The sequence below is a fragment of the Pedobacter sp. UYP30 genome (assembly GCF_040547165.1).
GTDB lineage: Bacteria > Bacteroidota > Bacteroidia > Sphingobacteriales > Sphingobacteriaceae > Pedobacter.
This window is the reverse complement of record NZ_JBEPPD010000017.1, coordinates 78,511-98,575: the sequence shown is the minus strand read 5'-3', so window position 1 is coordinate 98,575 and position 20,065 is coordinate 78,511. Positions and strand designations below refer to the sequence as shown.

20 protein-coding genes are annotated in these 20,065 nt (G+C 37.1%); 7 read left to right on the top strand and 13 right to left on the bottom strand.

The genetic code is table 11. The annotated features are described in order from the left end of the window. Positions 1-915, bottom strand: a 915-nt coding sequence (locus tag ABIB40_RS16590; RefSeq protein ID WP_354360511.1) for an Hsp70 family protein, incomplete at its 3' end; no start/stop codon positions are given. Positions 916-936: 21 nt separating this feature from the next. Further along, positions 937-1,239, bottom strand: a complete 303-nt coding sequence (locus ABIB40_RS16585) for a hypothetical protein (RefSeq protein WP_354360510.1) — start codon at positions 1,237-1,239, stop codon at positions 937-939. Between the two features lie 533 nt (positions 1,240-1,772). On the opposite strand from ABIB40_RS16585, the gene ABIB40_RS16580 reads away from it, so the two are divergent. Continuing rightward, a complete protein-coding gene (locus ABIB40_RS16580; RefSeq protein ID WP_354360509.1) occupies positions 1,773-2,237 on the top strand; it encodes a PIN domain-containing protein in 465 nt (154 codons plus the stop codon). A 238-nt stretch (positions 2,238-2,475) separates the two neighbouring features. Then, the gene (gene pbpC, locus ABIB40_RS16575; RefSeq protein WP_354360508.1) at positions 2,476-4,857 is read left to right on the top strand and encodes a penicillin-binding protein 1C; all 2,382 of its coding nucleotides are present in this window, start codon (positions 2,476-2,478) and stop codon (positions 4,855-4,857) included. 15 nt (positions 4,858-4,872) lie between these two features. Here pbpC and ABIB40_RS16570 read toward each other — a convergent pair whose 3' ends face one another. The 8 genes from ABIB40_RS16570 to ABIB40_RS16535 all read right to left on the bottom strand — a co-directional run bounded on the left by ABIB40_RS16570 (position 4,873) and on the right by ABIB40_RS16535 (position 10,104). Next, positions 4,873-5,406: an ORF6N domain-containing protein gene (locus tag ABIB40_RS16570; protein WP_354360507.1), complete on the bottom strand. Its 534-nt coding sequence runs from the start codon at positions 5,404-5,406 to the stop codon at positions 4,873-4,875. A 168-nt stretch (positions 5,407-5,574) separates the two neighbouring features. Continuing rightward, on the bottom strand, positions 5,575-6,021 hold the full coding sequence (locus tag ABIB40_RS16565; protein WP_354360506.1) for a hypothetical protein: 447 nt from the start codon (positions 6,019-6,021) through the stop codon (positions 5,575-5,577). Between the two features lie 14 nt (positions 6,022-6,035). Then, positions 6,036-6,326 carry a hypothetical protein gene (locus ABIB40_RS16560; protein WP_354360505.1) on the bottom strand — a complete coding sequence of 97 codons (291 nt, stop codon included), beginning with the start codon at positions 6,324-6,326 and terminating at the stop codon, positions 6,036-6,038. A 374-nt stretch (positions 6,327-6,700) separates the two neighbouring features. After that, positions 6,701-7,219 carry a hypothetical protein gene (locus tag ABIB40_RS16555; RefSeq protein ID WP_354360504.1) on the bottom strand — a complete coding sequence of 173 codons (519 nt, stop codon included), beginning with the start codon at positions 7,217-7,219 and terminating at the stop codon, positions 6,701-6,703. A gap of 34 nt (positions 7,220-7,253) precedes the next feature. Beyond that, positions 7,254-8,000 (bottom strand): hypothetical protein, encoded by a 747-nt coding sequence (locus ABIB40_RS16550; protein ID WP_354360503.1) that lies wholly within the window; start codon positions 7,998-8,000, stop codon positions 7,254-7,256. 21 nt (positions 8,001-8,021) lie between these two features. After that, on the bottom strand, positions 8,022-8,603 hold the full coding sequence (locus ABIB40_RS16545; RefSeq protein WP_354360502.1) for a hypothetical protein: 582 nt from the start codon (positions 8,601-8,603) through the stop codon (positions 8,022-8,024). A 242-nt stretch (positions 8,604-8,845) separates the two neighbouring features. Beyond that, complete coding sequence (locus ABIB40_RS16540) at positions 8,846-9,535, bottom strand: lysoplasmalogenase (protein WP_354360501.1); 690 nt, start codon at positions 9,533-9,535, stop codon at positions 8,846-8,848. Between the two features lie 62 nt (positions 9,536-9,597). After that, positions 9,598-10,104 (bottom strand): very short patch repair endonuclease, encoded by a 507-nt coding sequence (locus ABIB40_RS16535; protein ID WP_354360500.1) that lies wholly within the window; start codon positions 10,102-10,104, stop codon positions 9,598-9,600. Positions 10,105-10,222: 118 nt separating this feature from the next. Between ABIB40_RS16535 and ABIB40_RS16530 the strand changes: the two genes are divergently transcribed. Then, complete coding sequence (locus ABIB40_RS16530) at positions 10,223-10,888, top strand: phosphatase PAP2 family protein (RefSeq protein WP_354360499.1); 666 nt, start codon at positions 10,223-10,225, stop codon at positions 10,886-10,888. A 305-nt stretch (positions 10,889-11,193) separates the two neighbouring features. Here the strand turns inward: ABIB40_RS16530 and ABIB40_RS16525 are convergent, their stop codons facing one another. Then, the gene (locus ABIB40_RS16525; RefSeq protein ID WP_354360498.1) at positions 11,194-12,369 is read right to left on the bottom strand and encodes an aldose epimerase family protein; all 1,176 of its coding nucleotides are present in this window, start codon (positions 12,367-12,369) and stop codon (positions 11,194-11,196) included. Between the two features lie 150 nt (positions 12,370-12,519). Here ABIB40_RS16525 and mgrA point away from each other — a divergent pair, with 150 nt between their 5' ends. Continuing rightward, positions 12,520-13,509: an L-glyceraldehyde 3-phosphate reductase gene (gene mgrA, locus ABIB40_RS16520; protein WP_354360497.1), complete on the top strand. Its 990-nt coding sequence runs from the start codon at positions 12,520-12,522 to the stop codon at positions 13,507-13,509. After that, positions 13,510-14,427, top strand: a complete 918-nt coding sequence (locus ABIB40_RS16515) for a cation diffusion facilitator family transporter (RefSeq protein WP_354360496.1) — start codon at positions 13,510-13,512, stop codon at positions 14,425-14,427. On the opposite strand, the gene ABIB40_RS16510 is transcribed toward ABIB40_RS16515, so the two are convergent. Beyond that, entirely contained in the window at positions 14,420-15,580 is a 1,161-nt protein-coding gene (locus tag ABIB40_RS16510; RefSeq protein ID WP_354360495.1) for a DUF3095 domain-containing protein, read from the bottom strand. The two genes, ABIB40_RS16515 and ABIB40_RS16510, sit on opposite strands and share 8 nt — an antisense overlap. 40 nt (positions 15,581-15,620) lie before the next feature. Next, the gene (argS, locus tag ABIB40_RS16505; protein ID WP_354360494.1) at positions 15,621-17,393 is read right to left on the bottom strand and encodes an arginine--tRNA ligase; all 1,773 of its coding nucleotides are present in this window, start codon (positions 17,391-17,393) and stop codon (positions 15,621-15,623) included. 249 nt (positions 17,394-17,642) lie between these two features. On the opposite strand from argS, the gene ABIB40_RS16500 reads away from it, so the two are divergent. Together ABIB40_RS16500 and ctlX are read left to right on the top strand one after the other, a co-directional pair. Next, positions 17,643-19,088 (top strand): arginine deiminase family protein, encoded by a 1,446-nt coding sequence (locus ABIB40_RS16500; RefSeq protein ID WP_354360493.1) that lies wholly within the window; start codon positions 17,643-17,645, stop codon positions 19,086-19,088. 49 nt (positions 19,089-19,137) lie between these two features. After that, positions 19,138-20,052 (top strand): citrulline utilization hydrolase CtlX, encoded by a 915-nt coding sequence (gene ctlX / locus ABIB40_RS16495; protein WP_354360492.1) that lies wholly within the window; start codon positions 19,138-19,140, stop codon positions 20,050-20,052. Positions 20,053-20,065: the final 13 nt, after the last annotated feature.

The window sequence follows — 20,065 nt, the reverse complement described above, 5'->3', positions numbered from 1 at the left end:
CATCATTCGTTCGGTAACAGATACATGTATTAAAAATGGACAAAATGTTTTAAATGCTTTTAAAACTATTGCTAAATTACAACCTGAATAGTTACTAATTTGGAAACTAACTGAGGTTTCTGTTTGAAAGCTTAATTCTTTCTTAGCTTCCTCTGTACGATACAATAATTCGTAATACAACGATTCATATTCTCCACCTTTGGTTTTTAGCTCAGTTTGCAGCGCTGGTAAGTTAAATTTCTTTTGCAATTGTGGTACCAAAATATGATCTATTATACTTTGGTCGAAGTCTGTTCCACCTAAAAAGTTGTTTCCTTCGTGGTCGGCTACTTTAAGCTCACCTTCCTTAATTTGCACCAAAGCAACATCAAAAGTGCCTCCGCCGAGATCGTAGACCAGCCAATATCCTTCTTGGTCTTCTATGTTTTGAGTATTAAAATAGGCCAAACTAGCAGCTATGGGTTCTTGCAACAATACTACTTCTTGCAAACCCGCCTGCTTCCCTGCCTTAATGGTGGCATTACTCTGCATGGTATCAAAACTAGCAGGAATAGTTACTACGGCAGCGTTTACCTGCTCGCCACTATGCACAAATTGTTTTAGCTCTTTTAGTACATGGCTAGATAAGTCTATTGGCGTTACATTATCATCAAGATTAACTACATAATATTTTTGATCTGTACCCATACGCCTTTTAAAACCTGCAAACACATTAAACGGGTCGCTTTTTAAAAGTTCACGAGCTTTATCTCCTAACAGAATTCTATCACGCCGATAGGCAACCACAGACGCTAAAGTTTCCTTTAGTCCTAAGGGATTTTTGAAGACCGTAACCCTACCATTTTCAAATTTTGCAATGCCGCTATTGGTGGTACCAAGATCGATTCCAAAATTTATAGATTTTAACGAATTCATTAATTTTTATTTATTGTTGCTTTATTCGGCAATCACTATTCCTTTTTGAATTAGAGAAACACCACCATCTTGCTGCAAATATATAATAGGTTTTATTACTCTAATTATTTTTTTCTTTGAGGATGTACCTATAAGACTTGCGTCAATATCGGTACGAGCTTCGGAGAAAGCTTCGCCTATAGGATTTGACACTTTATACCCGTCTTCTGCCAATAACATACTGATTTTTTGGAAATTTCGTGAAAACTTTTCCGAGTTGTTTTCTTGGATCAACCGTTGTTCAATTTCAAAAACTTGGTTGATAATTGCTAGATAATTATTCAATAGTGTAATTTTAGTTTCTAAAGTAGGGATTTATAGGAATAAAAGCAACCTTGATTTCATTTTAGTTTTTGTACGACAGTTGGCGCGTGCATTACAAACCGTACAAGTTGATTTTACGGACATTGTAATTTAGAAAATGGGAGTTCGCATAGATAGAAAATGTAGTGAGATAGAAGACTTAAAGTTTAGATATTCGAGAATTTGATATTTGCACACAAAAGAAGGCAACTTATGCAGAAGATTTGAAAACAGGAGACTGAATTTAAAGCAGTTGATTACATGCGAAAGATTCGTAGTGAATTAACTGAACAATTTTTGCAGGACAAAGAGAAATACCTAAAATACATACGCAAAGTGATGGAATATTTCAAAAGCGAACAAAACAAGATTTGAAGATGACAACAAATTGAAGTTATATCGAGTCAACCCAAAAAAAGAAATCTAGTTTATGCATGGGATAAACGCAGCGCAAACACAGCCCGCCAGAAAATCCTACTCACTTTAAATCTCGATAAATTTCGTAAATTTATGCGATGAAAAAACAGCGGTTATATTTGGACACCTCAGTTTTTGGAGGCCTTCACGATGAGGAGTTCCAACAATATACCGAACCGCTATTTGATAGGATAAAAAAATCTGAATTTACGATAATCTTATCAAACATTACGGAAGGCGAATTAGAAAATGCCCCGAACAAAGTAAAACAAACACCAAAATTACTTCCTAAAGATTCAACTGAATATGTAACGTCGGATATTGAATCAGCGAGGTTAGCTAAAAAATATATTGATGAAGGCGTTGTAGGACTTACATCATACGCAGATTGTTTGCATATAGCACTTGCAACAATACACAACGCAGACATCTTGTTGAGTTGGAATTTCAAACATATCGTAAACGTGGTTCGAATTATAGGTTATAATTCCGTAAATATTGCGGAAGGATATAAACAAATCGATATTCGTTCACCAAGAGAATTAATGATTTATGAAGACTAAAGAAAAGAGCGCAAACAGAACTCCTGTCCGTTCAGCAGGCGGGTTCGATGCCGTAAAATTTATGCGGGAACAAAGAGACAGGATTTCAAAGGATATTATGAACTTAAGTCCAGAGGAAATAGTCAACTATTTTGAACAAAGAAAAAACGAAAAACAGATACAGCCCAGTGCCTAACAGTCTATACTTTTATACTTTGACCCCTCTGCATTTGGAACGCTAAGACTGGCGAATCAATCAATGAACAAAACCCAAAAAGCCTTCCTCTTCTCAGACATCTTCTGCCTGCTTGTCGTTCTGGCTTTTCTGTTGTGCCTGCCAAAAAAATTGTTCCATTATCCAACTTCTTATGTAATAGAAGCGAGTGATGGAAAGTTATTAAGCGCATCCATCGCTAGCGATGGCCAATGGCGTTTTCCGATTACCGATAGCATCCCACAAAAATTTAAAGATTGCATAATCGCTTTTGAAGATAAACGTTTTTATAACCATATTGGGATAGATTTTATAGCCCTTGCCAGAGCAATGCGACAAGATATACGAGCGAAAAGTATAGTTAGCGGCGGCAGCACGCTCACGATGCAAGTGATGCGTCTATCGCGTAAACAAGACCGCACCGTTGGCCAAAAATTAATAGAAATGATTTGGGCTTTACGCTTAGAACTAACAAATTCTAAAGAACAAATTCTAAAATTATATACCGCCAATGCACCTTTTGGGAGCAATGTCGTTGGTTTAGATGCTGCAAGTTGGCGCTATTATGGTCGCAATCCAGGTCAGCTTTCTTGGGGTGAAATGGCAACGTTGGCAGTGTTACCAAACAGTCCGTCTTTGGTGTTGCCAGGTAAAAACGCCGCGAAGCTAATAAAAAAACGAAACGACTTATTGGATAAATTAGCTAAGCTAAAATACATCGACCAAGAAACAGCAAACTTGGCGAAGCTAGAGCCAGTGCCTGGCAAACCTCTGACCCTGCCTCAAAACGCCCAACATCTTTTAAATCGATTTAAGCGAGAACGCAGTAAATTAAAAGTAAACTCCACGCGCATAAAAACTACGATAGATGAGCAACTACAGCTCAAAATAAACAGCATTATAAAACGCTACAACAACCGTTACCGAGCTAACGGAATTAACAATATTGCGGCTTTGGTGTTAAACGCAAGAACGGGCGAAGTGGCAAGCTACGTAGGCAACATCTATCAACCGGAAGATCCTTCTTTGGAAAGTCATGTAGATATGATTAAGGCACCAAGAAGCCCGGGGAGTACCTTAAAGCCCTTTTTATATGCAAGCATGATGAATGATGGCTTTATTCTGCCGACTACTTTGGTGCCCGATATTCCTACACAAATCTCTGGCTACGCGCCCCAGAATTACGATTTAGGTTATGATGGCGCCATTGGTGCGGACAAGGCGTTGAGCAGATCGTTAAATGTTCCGGCGGTTAGAATGTTGCAACAGTACAAATACCAGCGGTTTTATGATAAGCTTAAAAAAATGGGGATCGGTACGCTTAACCAACCTGCAGATCATTACGGGCTTTCGCTTATTTTGGGCGGCAGCGAAGTAACCATGTGGGATTTGGCAAACACCTATATGGGCATGGTAAGAACGCTCGATCATTTCAACAGCTATCAAGGCTTGTACAATGCTGCCGATTACGACCAAGCAACCTACATCAAACAGCTGAAACCAAAACAACCAATTTTAGAAAAATCTTCCTATTTGGATCATGGATCCATTTGGGCAACCTTTAATGCCATGGAAGAGTTGATGCGGCCTGGCGATGAAGGATTATGGCAACAGTTTTCTTCTTCGCAACGTATTTCTTGGAAAACAGGAACCAGCTTCGGGTTTCGCGATGCTTGGGCTGTTGGCTTAACGCCAGATTACGTAGTTTGTGTTTGGGTGGGCAATGCTGATGGAGAAGGTCGCCCGGGATTGGTTGGCGTAGAAGCTGCTGCACCAGTAATGTTCGATATCTTTAGACAACTGCCCAACGGAAAATGGTTCGAAACGCCAAAAACTAAACTCAAAACCATAAAAATTTGTAAAGAAAGCGGCTATAAGGCAGGAGAAAACTGCCCAGATGTAGTAGATGAATTGGTGCCTTTTGGCGGAGAAAAAACAACCGTTTGTCCATACCACAAACTTATTCATTTAGACAAAACCGGCACTTACCGCGTAAACGACAATTGCGAAGAAGTTATAAATATGCAAAACAAAAGTTTTTTTATTCTGCCGCCCGCGATGGAATATTACTATAAAGTTAAGAATGCCGATTACAAACCTTTGCCCCCATTTAAACCTGGCTGCGACATAAATACCTCAACCGCAGCATTGGAACTCATTTACCCAAAAAATGGGGCAACGGTTTACATTCCCTTAGAGATTGATGGAACACGCGGAAAAGTGGTGCTAAATGCCGCACACAGAAATCCACGGACCAAAATCTATTGGCACATAGACAACGAATACATTGCAACGACCACTAACTTCCACCAATTGGCGGTAAGTCCATCGCCGGGAAGACATAAACTTACCTTGGTAGATGAAAATGGCGAGCGATTAGAGCAATATTTTACGGTTTTAGATAAGGAGAGAAATAGTAAAAAATAAGAAGTGGTGTCTGGTCTATTCTTCTTTTTCAGTCCTGAAGCCAATCCTAGTTCTCGGCTGCTCGTCCTTTTCTATGAATTTGCTTAGATAGTTAAACAACAATTCGATCTTTTCATCTTGTTTCATCATCTGTTTCTCAAATTGTTCAACTTTGATAAATATATCTTTATGTTTCAACAGCATCTCGCGTATGCGGGTGTAAATACGCATAATTTGGATATTTACTTTAATTGCTTGTTTGCTGTTTAATACGCTAGAAAGCATTAGCACACCATGTTCAGTAAAAGCATTTGGCAGCTTTCTTCGACCTCCCCAACTTGATGTCGCATTTTGCGACTTCAAGTCGCTAAACTCAGTTTCATCCAACTGGAACATAAAATCTTCTGGAAAACGATCTTTATTACGCCTCACCTGCTCGTTTAATCTCCTAGTCTCCACGCCGTAAAGTTCTGCTAAGTCTTCGTCCAACATAATTTTCTGGTTCCGGATAATATACATTTTGCTCATGACTACCTCGTCAGGTATGGTTATTGATTGCGTCTTGCTCATAATACAAATATATTTTTATTTCGATGTAATTTCTTAGCGTGAAAATCAAACACAAAGGCCTCGACAAAGTCTCACACAAAATTTTCACAGTGATTCAAAACCTAACCTAAAAAAGTAGAAACCCATAAAACACCTTTCCCATCTTTTATATTAACGGTAGTGCTGTGCTTAGAATATTTCCTTGCTTTTATAAGGGACTCTATCAAGTAAAACCCTTTTAAACTCTTCTATAACAGTCCTTCTTTTTTGTCCATCTAAATCTTTTGCATATAACTTTACGCCATGAATGTTTGAAACTGCAAACAAAACTATTCTACAAAAGGGCACATTCCATTCATCCACACCTTCAGCGAATCTATACCATACTATCGGATAAGATTTATTATCAGGTAAATGGACACTAAAATTGATACTGTCCTGTAGTGGATGAAATTTAGTATGCTGAAACTCACTTTCTGCAAACGAGCCTGGATTTACCGTCTTATAAAAAAATTGGGGCGTTCTAAGTTCTGGATGATGAAGGTTAAGTTTTTTGACTTCTTTAAAGATCTGTTTTTTACTTGCAGATATTTCAAATCTAGTAAAACGTCCTACCGTACCAGCTGTGGAAACCAAAGAAAAAGCAGAAATTATAAAAATAATCGATCAAAACCCAATGATATAGTTAGATTTAATTTAGGAGCTACAGGCTTATAAATATAGCTTAGTGGCAAAACAAGTAGCGCAAAATAATCTGTATAGTCTATAACTCGCCCAATCTGAAAAATATTTAAAGAATTCCAAAAAGCAATTGGATAATCTGCTATAGGACATTTCCACGCCACAAACAAAACTGCTGCCGTTATATATGCTAGTATTTTATTGCTAAATATTACGGAAAGAAAAATAGCTAAGACACACAGACCTGCAACATCGCTCAATTTGCCAGTTAAGGTGTTATGAAATAAGTTCTTTAAGTAAAAATCGTTAATTAACAAACAAGAAAGGCAACTAAAAAAAGTGGCGATAATAACAATAACCTATGGGTGTCTCTTTTGCATTTCATATCAACTGTTAAAACTAGTGTTAAAAAAATAATTTTGTGTCATTTGAGGTGTTATCTGCAATGAATCTTCGCCCTTAGCCCACAAAAATTCAAACCACAACAAAATGCTAAGCAGCAGCACCGCGTTTAGTAGATATAAGATCATCCACGTTTAAAATTTCTATTTTTCCTTGGAGCGTGTCTAATTTAGATTTTTCATTTCTAGCTATTTAATTGCTGTTATTTAATTTTTTATTAGATAAAGTAAATTCATTTCTTTTTATCCGATCCCGCCATCTGAATATTCTTAACGAGCCTATTCTGGTAAAATTTCACTGCATCCCTTTTCCACTTCAAGTGTGTTACCTTAATCAATCCGTAAGCACTATCTGCAGGGATTAGCCTATTGAAGGAAATAAGTAAAATGCCGGGGTTGGTCCCATTTTTCATTTTTTCGGGCACATCAGAGAAGATATTCAGGTAAATTGCCGGTACATCATCAGTTCGTGAATCATAACTTGGAACACCGTTGTAATATTTAAAAATCGGTAACTTTAGTGAATCTAACAGGACTTTAAAAGGCTTATTGATGTACGATTGTTTATTGATGACAAAATTTTCTTTTAAATACTCCAGGGTATCTTGCTTAAAATTTTTCAGTGGAATAACACTAATTTTTATGGTTGAGTCCTGTAATTCGACACCTGTATGAACAACCTGCTTATTACCACTTTGACATCCCTGAATTGTTCCTAAGAGTATTAAAACAAAATTTATATATAATCTCATGTTTTTTTTATAATCGAATAAACGTTCCTTTTATCTAGCGTTTAGTTTGGCTCTTAATCATTTCTTTTTTCGGCCAATAAAATTTACTAACTCGTTTTCCAATACTATCAGTTACAATTATTCGATATTTCATACCTCTTTCTTCAACCCTAATAAATATTGGTTTCGTTTCCATGCTCGGAATTTGGTATTTTTCATATTCATCAATTTGATCTGGAAAATCAACACTACTCCGTTCATGTAATTTCAATACTAATTTATAACACCCCTCTTCCGTGTAGAATTGATCAATGGGCAGAATATGATATAGAGTAAAAGCTTCATCTTTTTCCAAAAACAAAGGATTAAAACTTCTTTTACCATGAAATTGTGGCATATTGTTCATGAGATTTTCTCCAAATTTCTTTTTTAATTGAAATTTAGCCACATATTCATCGATTTTATAGGATGTTATCCCAACATAGATGTTTGGCACAATTCTATCTTGTCGCCTCCCAGTTATTATTGTTAAAACTTTGTAGTCATTTGCAGTTTCTGATTTCAGAACAACCATGCTATCTGAAGTTTGATATATAAATTGAGTTAAAATTGTAGGAATATATATAGGTTTATTACTTCTGTTCACTAACCGAACTTGGATTCCAGTCTCTCTATTTTTTTCATTCTTAATTAAAGAATCAATAAATTTTAATTCAACGGAAATACCTTTAAAGGTTTGACTAAAAACTTTTGACTCACAAGTCAAAATAAAGATGAGGCAAAAATAAACGAGCGTTTTCATAATTTCCTTTTATAAATAATATTACTGCTGAGTTTTATACTTATGTGTTGGCAAATTAAATTTACTAAGCACGTGTCCGTTGCTATCTTTTACCACAATTTTTTTAGTTCTTTTATTATTCCTTCCGGTTATAGATATGGGTTTTGTCTGAAAACTTTCTATAGAATATTTCTTATAACCCCCAATTTGGTCTGGCGCGTCTTTGTTGCTTTTTTCATTTAAATAGAACACTATTTCATAGTGCCAAAATGGCTCATCTCTGTTGTAGAGAAAATGGATGGGAGAAATATTATACAAGATAAAGGACTCACCCTTTTTTAAAAACAAAGGTTTTAAATCTTTACCTATTTCAGTGAGCTCAGCCATAGATATTACTTGCCTGCCAAAATCTTTCTTTTTTAAAAAACTGGCGTAACTTTCGTCTGATTTATATCCAGTCAGTCCACTTATCCCGTCAGCACCCATTTCATCTGGCCTATACCCTCTAAGCACTGATAACCTTTTAAAAGCTTTATCCAAAATTAGCAAACTATCATTTGCCTGAATTTTAAATTGCTCTAAAATATTCGGTATATAAATGTTTTTGTCCGTTTGATTTGTCACTTGTATCTGGAGTGCTGCTTCCCGATAATTTCTACTCCGAATTAGTGTATCAACAAATTTTAATTCAACGGAAATACCTTTAAAGGTTTGACTAAAAACTTTTGATTCACAAGTCAAAATAAAGATAAGGCAAAAATAAACGAGCGTTTTCATCAGTTTTTTTAATAAAGATGACAATTTTTTCGAAATTCCATAAATTAAAAAACCAGTCAAACAAAAATTAAACGCGGTCGCGATTAACCCTAAACCTCCGTCTTGGTTACCAGCAACTTCCTAACAATTGTTCCATAAACCATTAAATATTGTGCTATAAAATAGCCTGCAATAACCAAGGCAGAACTTTCTACTATTGGTTGTACAAATCTATCTATCGCCCAAACGGTATTTGCAAACAAGAAAAATAAAGACGCGTAAAAAATCATCTTAAAACTTAGAAGATTTACTTTTTTAAACCTATTTACGGCCATAATCCCCATAAAGCACAATGTTAATGTGTAAATTAAAACAGCGGCCTGTTGTGGGCCGAGCTGTGGCTGCAGGTAAAAGAAAATTCCGGCGCAGAATGTGGCAAAGCCAATTATTGCCCAAATTAAATAACCGTTCTTCTGTTTCGGGTTAGATTTATGATCTAATCTAAATGCCCTTAAGTAGAACAGGTAACAAATAAACTGAGTAAAAAACACCACCGTTTCTATGTAAGTATTTGCAGCAAAGGCAGCATACACATCTCCCACCAAAGCAACACATAAACCAATAAAAATTTGTTTATGAAACCTACCCTTCAATCGTTCTGCTTGGTAAAGCCATGCCAACAACAACACAATAGATAGCGGTTTGGAAATTGCGAGTAAGTCATCGCTTTTTACATAATCGGCAGCAAGAGCTATTAAGGTAAGTATAGCAAATAAAAGAGAATAGATTTTGTTTTTCATTAGATATAAATAGAGTCAAAAATTAACAAGTCAAATGTAGTTTTAATTCGGCAAAGCCCTAATTATTCAGCTGCCGGGATAGTATTCTTTTTTGCAGTTTCTATATAGAGTACAACCTGATTTACACAAATATCTAAATTCTTCTTCAGTTCATGTTCCCAAAAACGCATAACCGTATAACCCATGTAAGTAAGTTGTTGGTTAACAAAGACATCGCGTTGCATGTTTCGCTCTATTTTAGGAATCCAAAAAGCGGCGTTGGTCTTAATTTTCTGCTTCCGTTCCGCCCACCCGTACCCATGCCAAAAATCGCCATCCACAAAAATAGCTAAACGATATTTTTTAATTACAATATCGGGTTTACCTAAAACTTTCTTTAAATGGATCCTATATCGCACATTATTCGCCCACAACGCTTTTCTAAACCTCAACTCCTGCGAAGTGTCTTTTGCTTTTATCTTAGCCATTGTAGCACTTCGCTTACTGGAAGTGTAAAAGCCGGCGCGCTCCTCAAAACGTGGTACTTTTATTCTGTCTTGCTCTTCTGGCAGGTAAAACTTTGTTGGCATTTAAAAAACAACAGGCCAGACGGCTATTTTGTTTAATTCCTTTCTAAATTTTCGACTAAAAACACCTATATGTATCAAAGTTATTATAATTTTGATTTCCATACCTTAACCTAAATCCATGCACTTTAAAGGAACTTTTTTTTGGGTAATTTTTACCTCCCTACTAGTAGCTTTCATTTGCTTGAGTGTTTTTATCGCCCATCATCCAATTATCCAATCAGACATTGCCATTTCTAATTATTTACAGCAATATCACGCCAATTGGCTAGACAAGGTTATGACCGGCATTAGCTTTTTTGGCGAGCTGCCCTATTCCCTTATCTCTGTACTACTCGCCGCAGCCATTTTTTATGTTACTCGCTATAGAAGAGAAGCTTATTATACCGCCAGCATTCTGCTTTCTGGCTTAATTATTCTGCTAGTAAAGCAATTGGTAGATCGCCCAAGACCAACCTCACTCTACGTTCGATTGGTTGGAGTCAACCGGTTCCAAAGTTTCCCGAGCGGCCATGTGCTTTCCTATACCCTCTTTTTTGGGTTTTTACTCATTCTCATGTTTACGTTAAAAGGAGTACCCAACCTAATAAAGAACGTCCTCATATTTGTGTCCACCTTTTACATCGTAACCATTCCATTTTCTAGAATATATTTGGGCGCCCATTGGTTTACCGATGTGTTGGGCGGCTTTCTTCTCGGCTTATGCTTGTTGTTTCCGTTGTGTTATTTTTATTTTAGGGGAAAGGATAAATCGGAAATAGAAAGGTCTTCTATATTAAAGAACTAGTAGCTAAAAAATATTATATTTTCATTTGGGCGCTTTTACACGCTATCCACTATAGTTTTTTTTCGCTAAAAAGCTTCAAAAAAAGCTGCCGTTTCTATCGTTAGCGCTCGCATCATGGCTATTCGTGTGGGGATGTTCTCGCTGATCTCGCTGATTGACGCAGAGGGTACTTGGCTTTATTTCTGCGCTCATCTGCAGAATTTGCTGGATATTTTTTAGCAAACTACAGAGCTCCAGTTATTTTCCTTAAATAAAAAAACGGACTGTAGCCTCGGCCACAATCCGTTAATTTTAGCTGTTACTTACTAATTAGAAAACTTGTAGATAGAGCTTGTTTTATACACTTGGCCAGGCTTTAATTCTGTAGACGGGAACGAAGGTTGGTTCGGGCTGTCTGGAAAATGTTGTGTTTCCATGGCAAATGCGGTTCTAAAATCGTCTTTAGTACCTCCTTTAAAAGTATTCATACTTTGCATAAAGTTACCGCTATAAAACTGCAAACCTGGTTCTTGGGTGTAAACATCCATAACAATTCCAGATTTATCTCCTTGTACCGTAGCCGCATGGTACATGCCCATTCCTGGGGTTTTGTTTAACACAAAGTTGTGGTCATAACCTTTGCCAAAAGTCAATTGCTCATTTTTGTCGCCTATGCGTTTACCAATAGTTTCTGGTTTTGTAAAGTCAAACGGAGTTCCTGCAACTGGCTCAATTTTTCCCGACGGAATTAAGGTAGAATCAACAGGGGTGTATTTATCGCCGTAAATGGTTACGGTATGCCCCAAAATAGTTCCACTTCCCTCTCCATTTAGATTAAAAAATGCGTGATTGGTCAAATTTACAATAGTTTTTTTATCAGTAGTTGCCAAATAATCCATTTTCAACTCATTACTATCTGTTAAGGTATAAGTTACCTTAACATCTAAATTACCTGGAAAATTTTCTTCTCCATCTTTAGATAAATAATGCAGTTCTATCGTGTGGTCGTTTGGTTGTTTGGCATCCCAAACCACATATTGAAATCCTTTTTTACCACCATGCAACGTATTTTGCCCGTTGTTGGTAAAAAGCTGACAGTTCTTGCCATCTAGCGTAAACTTTCCTTTGGCAATTCTATTTCCATAACGTCCAATGGTGGCGCCAAAATACGGCTCGGTAGATTTTTCATAATCGGCTACACTCTTAAAACCAACAACTACATCTGTAAGTTTTCCATTTTTATCTGGTATTAACAGGCTTACAATTCTGCCGCCGTAATTGGTAAAAATAGCCTCGGCATTATTTTTATTTTTTAGTGTGAATAAGCCGACTTGCTTTCCGTCGATTTCTGTTTTAAAAGAATCGGCTACTAATTTCACTACTTTTACAGAATCGTTTGTAGCGCTATCTGTAGAAGAAGCATCTTTTTTAGAATTAGATTGGCAAGACGCCAACAATAGACCACCAGAAGCAAGCATGCAGTAAATGGATTTTAGGTTCATTTGAAAAAAATATTTAGGTTAAAATATAAAACGTAAATGTAACCATAACAATTATAATAGCAAATAGAAGTTAAGTCTTTGCCTAACTCGCAATGCTTACCAAAACTTATTTTTCATTAGAAATTGGTATAATTGCAAAAAAAGAATACGATGGAACATACAGCTACAGAAAACAGGTACGAGAAAATGCAGTATCGCCGCTGCGGAAAAAGCGGCTTAAAGCTACCCGCCATGTCTTTAGGACTTTGGCACAATTTCGGGTTTGTAAATGATTTTGAGAACAGCAAAAACCTTATAGCAACCGCTTTTGACCACGGAATTACCCATTTCGATTTGGCAAACAATTATGGGCCGCCTCCGGGATCTGCAGAAACTGTATTCGGGAAAATTTTAAAAGAGAATTTTTCAGCTTATCGCGATGAAATGATTATTTCTAGCAAAGCTGGCTATACCATGTGGGATGGCCCTTATGGCGATTGGGGTTCGAAAAAATATTTGGTCGCCAGCTTAGATCAAAGCTTAAAAAGACTTGGGCTAGATTATGTAGACATATTTTATCATCATCGCCCCGATCCCGAAACGCCGCTGCAAGAAACTATGGATACCTTAAGCTTAATGGTGCAACAAGGAAAAGCACTTTATGTGGGCATTTCTAATTATCACCCAAAAGAAGCAAAAAAAGCCATCAAAATACTTAAAAAGAATGGCACCCCTTGCCTTATACACCAACCAAAGTACTCTATGTTTGAACGCTGGGTAGAAGACGGATTGCTAGATGTACTCGAAGAAAATGGCGTTGGTTGTATTCCTTTTTCGCCATTAGCGCAAGGATTGCTTACCAATAAATATCTTCATGGCATTCCAGAAGATTCTAGAATAGCCACAAGTGGTGTGTTTTTGAAAGAAAGCAACTTAACTCCAGAAACTTTAACAAAAATCTCTAAGCTAAACGAGCTGGCACAGTCTCGTGGACAAGATTTAGCACAAATGGCTTTGTCTTGGATTTTAAAAGACGAACGTATTACTTCAGTTTTAATTGGAGCAAGCAAGCCAGCACAGGTGCTCGATTCTGCAAAAGCAATAGAAAACACCAAGTTTACAGAAGAAGAATTGAAGCACATCAACCAAATTTTGGGCTAATTGGCGAGAGCTAACAAATCTATATATAGCGCCTTAGCTGCAAATTTGCTTATAGCTGTAACCAAATTTGTGGCAGGCGCTTTCACCAGCAGTTCTTCTATGATTGCCGAGGGAATTCACTCTACAGTTGATACCAGCAACCAGCTTTTACTGCTTTATGGATTAAAGAAAAGTAAAAAACCTGCAGATGAACGCCATCCTTTCGGCTACGGAAAAGAGCTGTATTTTTGGTCGTTCATTGTAGCCATTATGATTTTTGCCTTGGGTGGAGTGGTTTCTATTACGCAAGGCATTTATCATATTATAAATCCCGAAGAATTAAAAAGCCCCACTTGGAATTATGTAGTTTTAGGGCTTTCGTTCTTATTTGAAGGCGCTTCCTTAATTATAGCAGTAAACGAATTTAACGAAACCCGCAAGGGTGTTGCTTGGTGGAAAGCTTTTATTAACAGCAAAGACCCAGCTGGTTTTCTTGTTATTTTCGAAGATGGTGCAGCAGTTCTTGGTTTGCTTATAGTATTTATAATGATGCTTTTTAGCCATCATTATGGCTTGCCGTGGTTAGACGGGCTGGCCTCGGTATTGGTTGGAGTTTTGCTTGTATTGGTCAGCCTAATTTTAGGTAGAGAAAACAGAAGCTTACTTATGGGTGAGGGATTATCCAAAAAACTTCAAAATGAGGTAAAATCAACTGTGGTAGAAGATGAAAGCGTTGTAGCTGTAACGCGTCTTTTATCTACCTATCAATCGCCAAATGAAGTGATGCTGGTATTGATCATCAACTTTAAAAACGACATGAATACGCAAGAAATTGAAAAGCGTATCGTACAGATAAAAAATAAGGTAAAAGAAAAGTTCGCAGTGATTAAGCATGTGGTTATCGAACCAGCAGCCTCTGCAACTGAAGCAACTAGTTGATTAAAGAGTTGATTTTCTTTTTTAATACGGCAGCAGCTTTGGTGTAACCACCTTCGGCACCGTCTATAAAGTGGATGTGGTCATCTTCTAAATCTCTAACATAACAACTCATTACAGACGCCGAACTTATGTGCAAGCCATATAAAATTTCGCTGTTTTTTTCCATTTTATCCAGCGCTTTCACCAACGCAGAACGTTGAGTTTCTGAACCTGTAATAACCGTATTAATTCTACCGTCTACCACAAGCGTATCAGACATTTCTACCAATCGCCGTAAATATTTTTTCCCTTTTTCTGTTCTAAAGAACACATACCCATAGAAATTAGTTAAATAGGTTTTAAGCAGTTTGAGTATATTAATTTTGCCAAGCTGGCTTTTCATCTCGCGGCCGAGATTGTTAAAGCTTGTTTTAAATACCAATTTAGACACAGATATCGGTTGGCGCATCTCTGGCATCCCATAAATTTTATCGATAAAACTGATGACCGCAGCAAAGCAATTGGCTTGATGAACATGGTCTCTTGAAACGACTATTAAGGTTACAATCTCGTTATTCGTTTTAGGAGGTTCTATCTTATCCCATCTACATTGCATACCAGAAAGATCTGGCTCGTAATCTTGAGGATCCACACCCGAATACAGGTAGTCATCACCTTTAATTATTTTCTCTGCATAATCCAAGCCATCGCCCAAAACAATTGGCGTAACCAAGTTGCCAGAACTTGCAAATTTGCTAATGCGAAGCACATGGCCTTGTTTATAAACTTCTTTAACCGCTACAATACCAGTTCTTAAACTTAGACTGAAAGCGTTAAGGGTATTTTTTTTATAAATAAGCAGCGCTTTCATTGCATCGTTTACAATGTTTGGCGGCACCAGAAAAGTTGCGCCATCTCCACCAAAAAAAAACGGAACAACGATGTCGTTTTTATAAGCTATGTTTAACAAGGCGACAATACTTCCAGTTGCAACGAGGTTTACATTTTCGTGTAAACCGGCATGTACTGCATCTGTAGATTGCTCTATGTCTGTAATAATTACAAACCAATCGTTAGGCACATTAAAAAACAGACGCTCATTCAGCATCAATTTACTTAACGACAACCTGTTAACTGGTAAATTAGCATAGAATTTCTCCGTTTCAACAGCCATAATTAATTTCTAACGCGTTCCACAATTAAAAATAATAGCCTTACATCCGTTCAGGAGCGTTGATGCCAAGAATTGATAAGCCCGCGTTGAGCACATCTGCAGTCTTTTTACAAAGATTAAGCCTAAACTGTTTTACATCCTTCTCTTCGGTTTTTATAATTGGAGGCACATCATGATAAAACTTGTTAAACAATTTTGCCAGCTCATATAAATAATTGGCCAAACTTGCCGGGCTGTGAGCCTTTGCCGCAATTTCTACCTCTGCGGGATATTTGGCCAATAAAATAATCATATCAAGCTCCACCTCAACTATACCAGAAAACTTTGAATTTAATTTAGCACTGTTGTAATCGGCTTTGCTTAACAGCGATTTTATCCTTGCATGGGTATATTGAATAAAAGGCCCTGTATTTCCTTGAAAATCTATGCTTTCTGCTGGATTAAACAGCAGTCGCTTTTTTGGCTCAACTTTTAATAGAAAATATTTTAAAGCGCCAAGACCAATCTTTTTATAAAGCTCTTCTTTCTCCTGCTCGCTAAAATCACTTATTTTTCCAAGTTCCACAGATTTTTCCCTAGCTGTCTCCACCATGCTTTCTATCAGTTCATCTGCATCGACCACCGTGCCTTCTCTACTTTTCATTTTTCCGTTTGGCAAATCTACCATGCCATAAGAAAGATGATAAAGGCCGTTTGCCCAGCTCTTACCAAGTTTATGCAAAATGAGAAACAGCACTTTGAAATGATAATCTTGTTCGTTGCCCACCACGTAAATAGATTCGTCCATGGCAAAATCATCATACTTCATTTTAGCTGTGCCTAAATCTTGGGTAATATAAACCGAAGTTCCATCTGCCCTCAACACCAGTTTTTGGTCAAGTCCTTCTTCGGTTAAATCAATCCAAACAGAACCGTCGTCTTTCTTAAAAAAAACACCTTTTTCCAAACCTTCCTTTACCGTATCTTTTCCGAGTAAATAGGTGCTGCTCTCAAAATAATATTTATCAAAGTCTACACCTAAGTTCTCATAAGTAACTGCAAAGCCCGCATACACCCATTCATTCATCATATTCCAAAGCTGCATCACGCTAACATCATCAGCTTCCCATTTTTGCAACATGTGTTGAGCCTCTACAATTAGTGGCGCGGTCTTTTTGGCCTGCTCTTCTTCCAGGCCCTCTAATTTTAGCTGTGCTATTTGTTTTTTATACTCTTGATCAAAAATTACATAATATTTTCCAACCAAATGATCACCTTTTAATCCACTACTTTCTGGTGTCTCGCCATTGCCCCATTTCTGCCAAGCAAGCATTGATTTACAAATATGTATTCCCCTATCATTTACCAAGTTAACCTTAATTACTTCGTAACCATAAGCTTCTAACAACTTAGACACAGAATACCCCAATAAGTTATTTCTTACATGCCCCAAATGCAGCGGTTTGTTTGTATTTGGCGAAGAATACTCTACCATTACTTTCTTTCCGTTTGAGGGAAATTGCCCAAAATCATCGGCAGAGATAACTTCGTTAAAATGCTTCAAAAAAAACTCTTCGCTTAAACTGAGGTTTAAAAACCCTTTTACAACGTTAAAATCTGTAATTTCTGCAACATTATTCTTTAAATATTCGCCAATCTCGGTTCCGGTTTGTTCTGGCGACTTTTTAGAAAAACGGGTAATAGGAAAAACCACCACAGTTACTTGTCCATTAAATTCTTTCCGGGTATCTGTTATGTTTATCAAGCTGGGAGAAACATCCTCTTGGTAAAGTTTCAATACAGCTTTATGTGTGGCATCGTAAATAAAATCCATGTGTCAAAAGTAGCTAAAAACGCTAAGCAAAAAAAGGCACATTTAACTTAGAACCGACATACTTGCCTTTTTAATCAGAAAAATTGATTTACTTTTATCTTTTGAACAAACAAATTAATATCTTCATTGAGAAGCAACTATTCAATCGAGCTAGTTGTTGAAGAATTTTAGATTTGACATTTAAAACCAAACAAACGTTGTGGACACTTCGATTGGTCTGAGTAAATTATAGGAATTGATATGTTAAAAATGGATAAAAAAAAAGATACTGTACAGGTAACCAGCGAAGTTGGTCGTTTACGTAAGCTATTGATTCACAGTCCAGACAGCGGATTGGGGAAAGTAGTTCCTTCTAAAGCCCAAGACTGGCTTTTTGAAGACATTGTACATTTGGACACTATTAGAAGAAAAGAATATGATTACTATTTAAAACTGTTGATGTACTTTTTAGATCCATCTAAAATTAAAGGTAAGCTTGCAGAAATAGATAATCCATTAGCCAAACGCGCGTTTTACAAACCAAAAAGTACCGATTTCCACCACTCAAATTCGGTTATAGAAATCCAGATTTTGTTGACCGAAATTTTGGAACAGGAATTAATCAGAAAAAAATTGGTCGCGGCTGTTTGCGCAATAGAAGGCATCACTTATAAAGTGCAATTAGAGCTTATAGATACTGAGCCTGCACAACTTGCAGAAATTTTAATCTCTGGAACGCTTGCAAATGATAAGATGATTTTTGCTCCGATTCCAAACTTAATTTTTACACGCGATGTTGGGACGACCATAAACAACTTCATTCTTATTAATAAACCAGCAAAAAAGGCCAGGGTTAGAGAAACATTATTGATGCGTTATATTTTTTTCAATCACGCGTTGTTCGAAGGCCATCAAGATTTTGTATTAGAAATACCAGACGTAACGATGCATTTTTTGAGGCCTGGCGATGAACCTGCCTTTAGCACTACTTTAGAAGGTGGAGATGTGATGGTGGTTTCGCCAAACCATGTGTTAATTGGTTGTAGCGAAAGAACATCAGAACATGGCGCAAATGAAGCCATTAAACTGCTATTTGATAATGATGTAGTAGAAAAAGTTACCGTAGTGAAAATTCCGAGTAAAAGAGACTACATGCACTTAGACACCGTTTTTACACAGGTAAAACGTAACACTTGGGTAATTTTAAACTCCATTGCACATTCTCCAAAATATAATTTGCAAGAGCCTATAAACTTCTTAAAAGAACCAGAAAGATTGGAGGCAACAACGGCAATTCAATTCACCAAAACAAACCCAGGCGAACCAAAAATTTTCCAAAATGTAGAAGCTTTGCTTAATGACATAAGTCAGAACGATTTAAAAAGCACCGAACCCACCAAAATTATTTATAGTGGCAACAATTCTTTCCCTTATGATTCTAGGGAACAATGGACAGATTCTTGCAACCTGCTCGCCATTAAAGAAGGCGTTGTAATTGGCTATGATAGAAATGATAAAACCGTTGAAGCATTTAAAGATGCGGGCTATGCCATTGTGAAAGTTAAAGACTTGATAAACGATTTAGAGGCAGGCAAAGTTGATGTAGAAACCATTACAGATACGCTCATTTTAATGCCATCGGCAGAGTTGTCTCGTGCACGTGGCGGTTTCCATTGTATGAGTATGCCGATTTTGAGAGACCGCTTAGAGGATTAAACACGTACAAAAACACACGTTTATTTTAAATTTCGATACATTAAAAACAATGCCCGCAACCAGCCACCTATTAATGATTCGCCCGGTAGACTTTAAGTTTAATAAGCAAACGGCGGCGAACAACATGTTTCAAGAAAAATCAACGCACACCAAGGTTCAAGAGTTTGCCTTGCAAGAATTTGATGGATATGTAGTTATGCTTCGAAAAAACGGTGTGAATGTCTTGGTGATTGAAGATACCCTGAAACCAGAATCACCAGATTCTATTTTCCCAAACAATTGGATATCGATGCATAAAGATGGAGAAGTGATTCTGTACCCAATGTTTTCTCCAAACCGCAGGGTAGAGCGTCGCGCTGATGTGGTAGACATGCTTAAAGAGAAATTCTACGTTAAAAAAGTAACCGACCTAAGTTTTTACGAGCACGAAAATTTGTTTTTAGAAGGTACGGGGAGTTTGGTGCTAGATCGGAAACACAAAATTGCCTACGCTTGTCTGTCAGTAAGAACTAGCGAAAAAGTCATCGAAGATTTTTGTGCGGAAACCAATTACAAGGCCATAACCTTTCATGGAACAGATCAAGATCATGCGCCAATTTACCACAGCAACGTAATGATGTGCGTGGCAGACGATTTTGCAGTAATTTGCACAGCGGCGATTGCTGATAAACAAGAAAGAGAAAAGATAACAGAAAGCTTAATCACTACTGGCAAAGAAATTATAGAAATCACCTTCGGTCAAATGAATCAGTTTGCCGGGAATGTGCTGCAGATCAAAAATAAAGCTGACGAAAAATTAATTGTGATGTCTGAACAAGCGTTTAAAACACTTAATCAAGAACAGATAGATAAGCTAGAAAAATTTGGTAGAATTATTTATGCTCCACTCTACACGATAGAAAAAAATGGCGGGGGAAGCGCCCGATGCATGCTTGCAGAAATTTTTTTACCTGACAAGATTTAAGAAATCAATTGGA

Bases quoted from the DNA above. Each gene is read 5' to 3' on its own strand.
- ABIB40_RS16570 (WP_354360507.1), bottom strand. From the start codon at position 5,406: ATGAGCAAGACGCAATCAATAACCATACCTGACGAGGTAGTCATGAGC.
- mgrA (WP_354360497.1), top strand. From the start codon at position 12,520: ATGGAACATACAGCTACAGAAAACAGGTACGAGAAAATGCAGTATCGC.
- ABIB40_RS16530 (WP_354360499.1), top strand. From the start codon at position 10,223: ATGCACTTTAAAGGAACTTTTTTTTGGGTAATTTTTACCTCCCTACTA.
- ABIB40_RS16555 (WP_354360504.1), bottom strand. From the start codon at position 7,219: ATGAGATTATATATAAATTTTGTTTTAATACTCTTAGGAACAATTCAG.
- ABIB40_RS16510 (WP_354360495.1), bottom strand. From the start codon at position 15,580: ATGGCTGTTGAAACGGAGAAATTCTATGCTAATTTACCAGTTAACAGG.
- ABIB40_RS16500 (WP_354360493.1), top strand. From the start codon at position 17,643: ATGGATAAAAAAAAAGATACTGTACAGGTAACCAGCGAAGTTGGTCGT.
- ABIB40_RS16580 (WP_354360509.1), top strand. From the start codon at position 1,773: ATGAAAAAACAGCGGTTATATTTGGACACCTCAGTTTTTGGAGGCCTT.
- ABIB40_RS16535 (WP_354360500.1), bottom strand. From the start codon at position 10,104: ATGCCAACAAAGTTTTACCTGCCAGAAGAGCAAGACAGAATAAAAGTA.
- ABIB40_RS16525 (WP_354360498.1), bottom strand. From the start codon at position 12,369: ATGAACCTAAAATCCATTTACTGCATGCTTGCTTCTGGTGGTCTATTG.
- ABIB40_RS16540 (WP_354360501.1), bottom strand. From the start codon at position 9,535: ATGAAAAACAAAATCTATTCTCTTTTATTTGCTATACTTACCTTAATA.
- argS (WP_354360494.1), bottom strand. From the start codon at position 17,393: ATGGATTTTATTTACGATGCCACACATAAAGCTGTATTGAAACTTTAC.
- ctlX (WP_354360492.1), top strand. From the start codon at position 19,138: ATGCCCGCAACCAGCCACCTATTAATGATTCGCCCGGTAGACTTTAAG.
- ABIB40_RS16550 (WP_354360503.1), bottom strand. From the start codon at position 8,000: ATGAAAACGCTCGTTTATTTTTGCCTCATCTTTATTTTGACTTGTGAG.
- pbpC (WP_354360508.1), top strand. From the start codon at position 2,476: ATGAACAAAACCCAAAAAGCCTTCCTCTTCTCAGACATCTTCTGCCTG.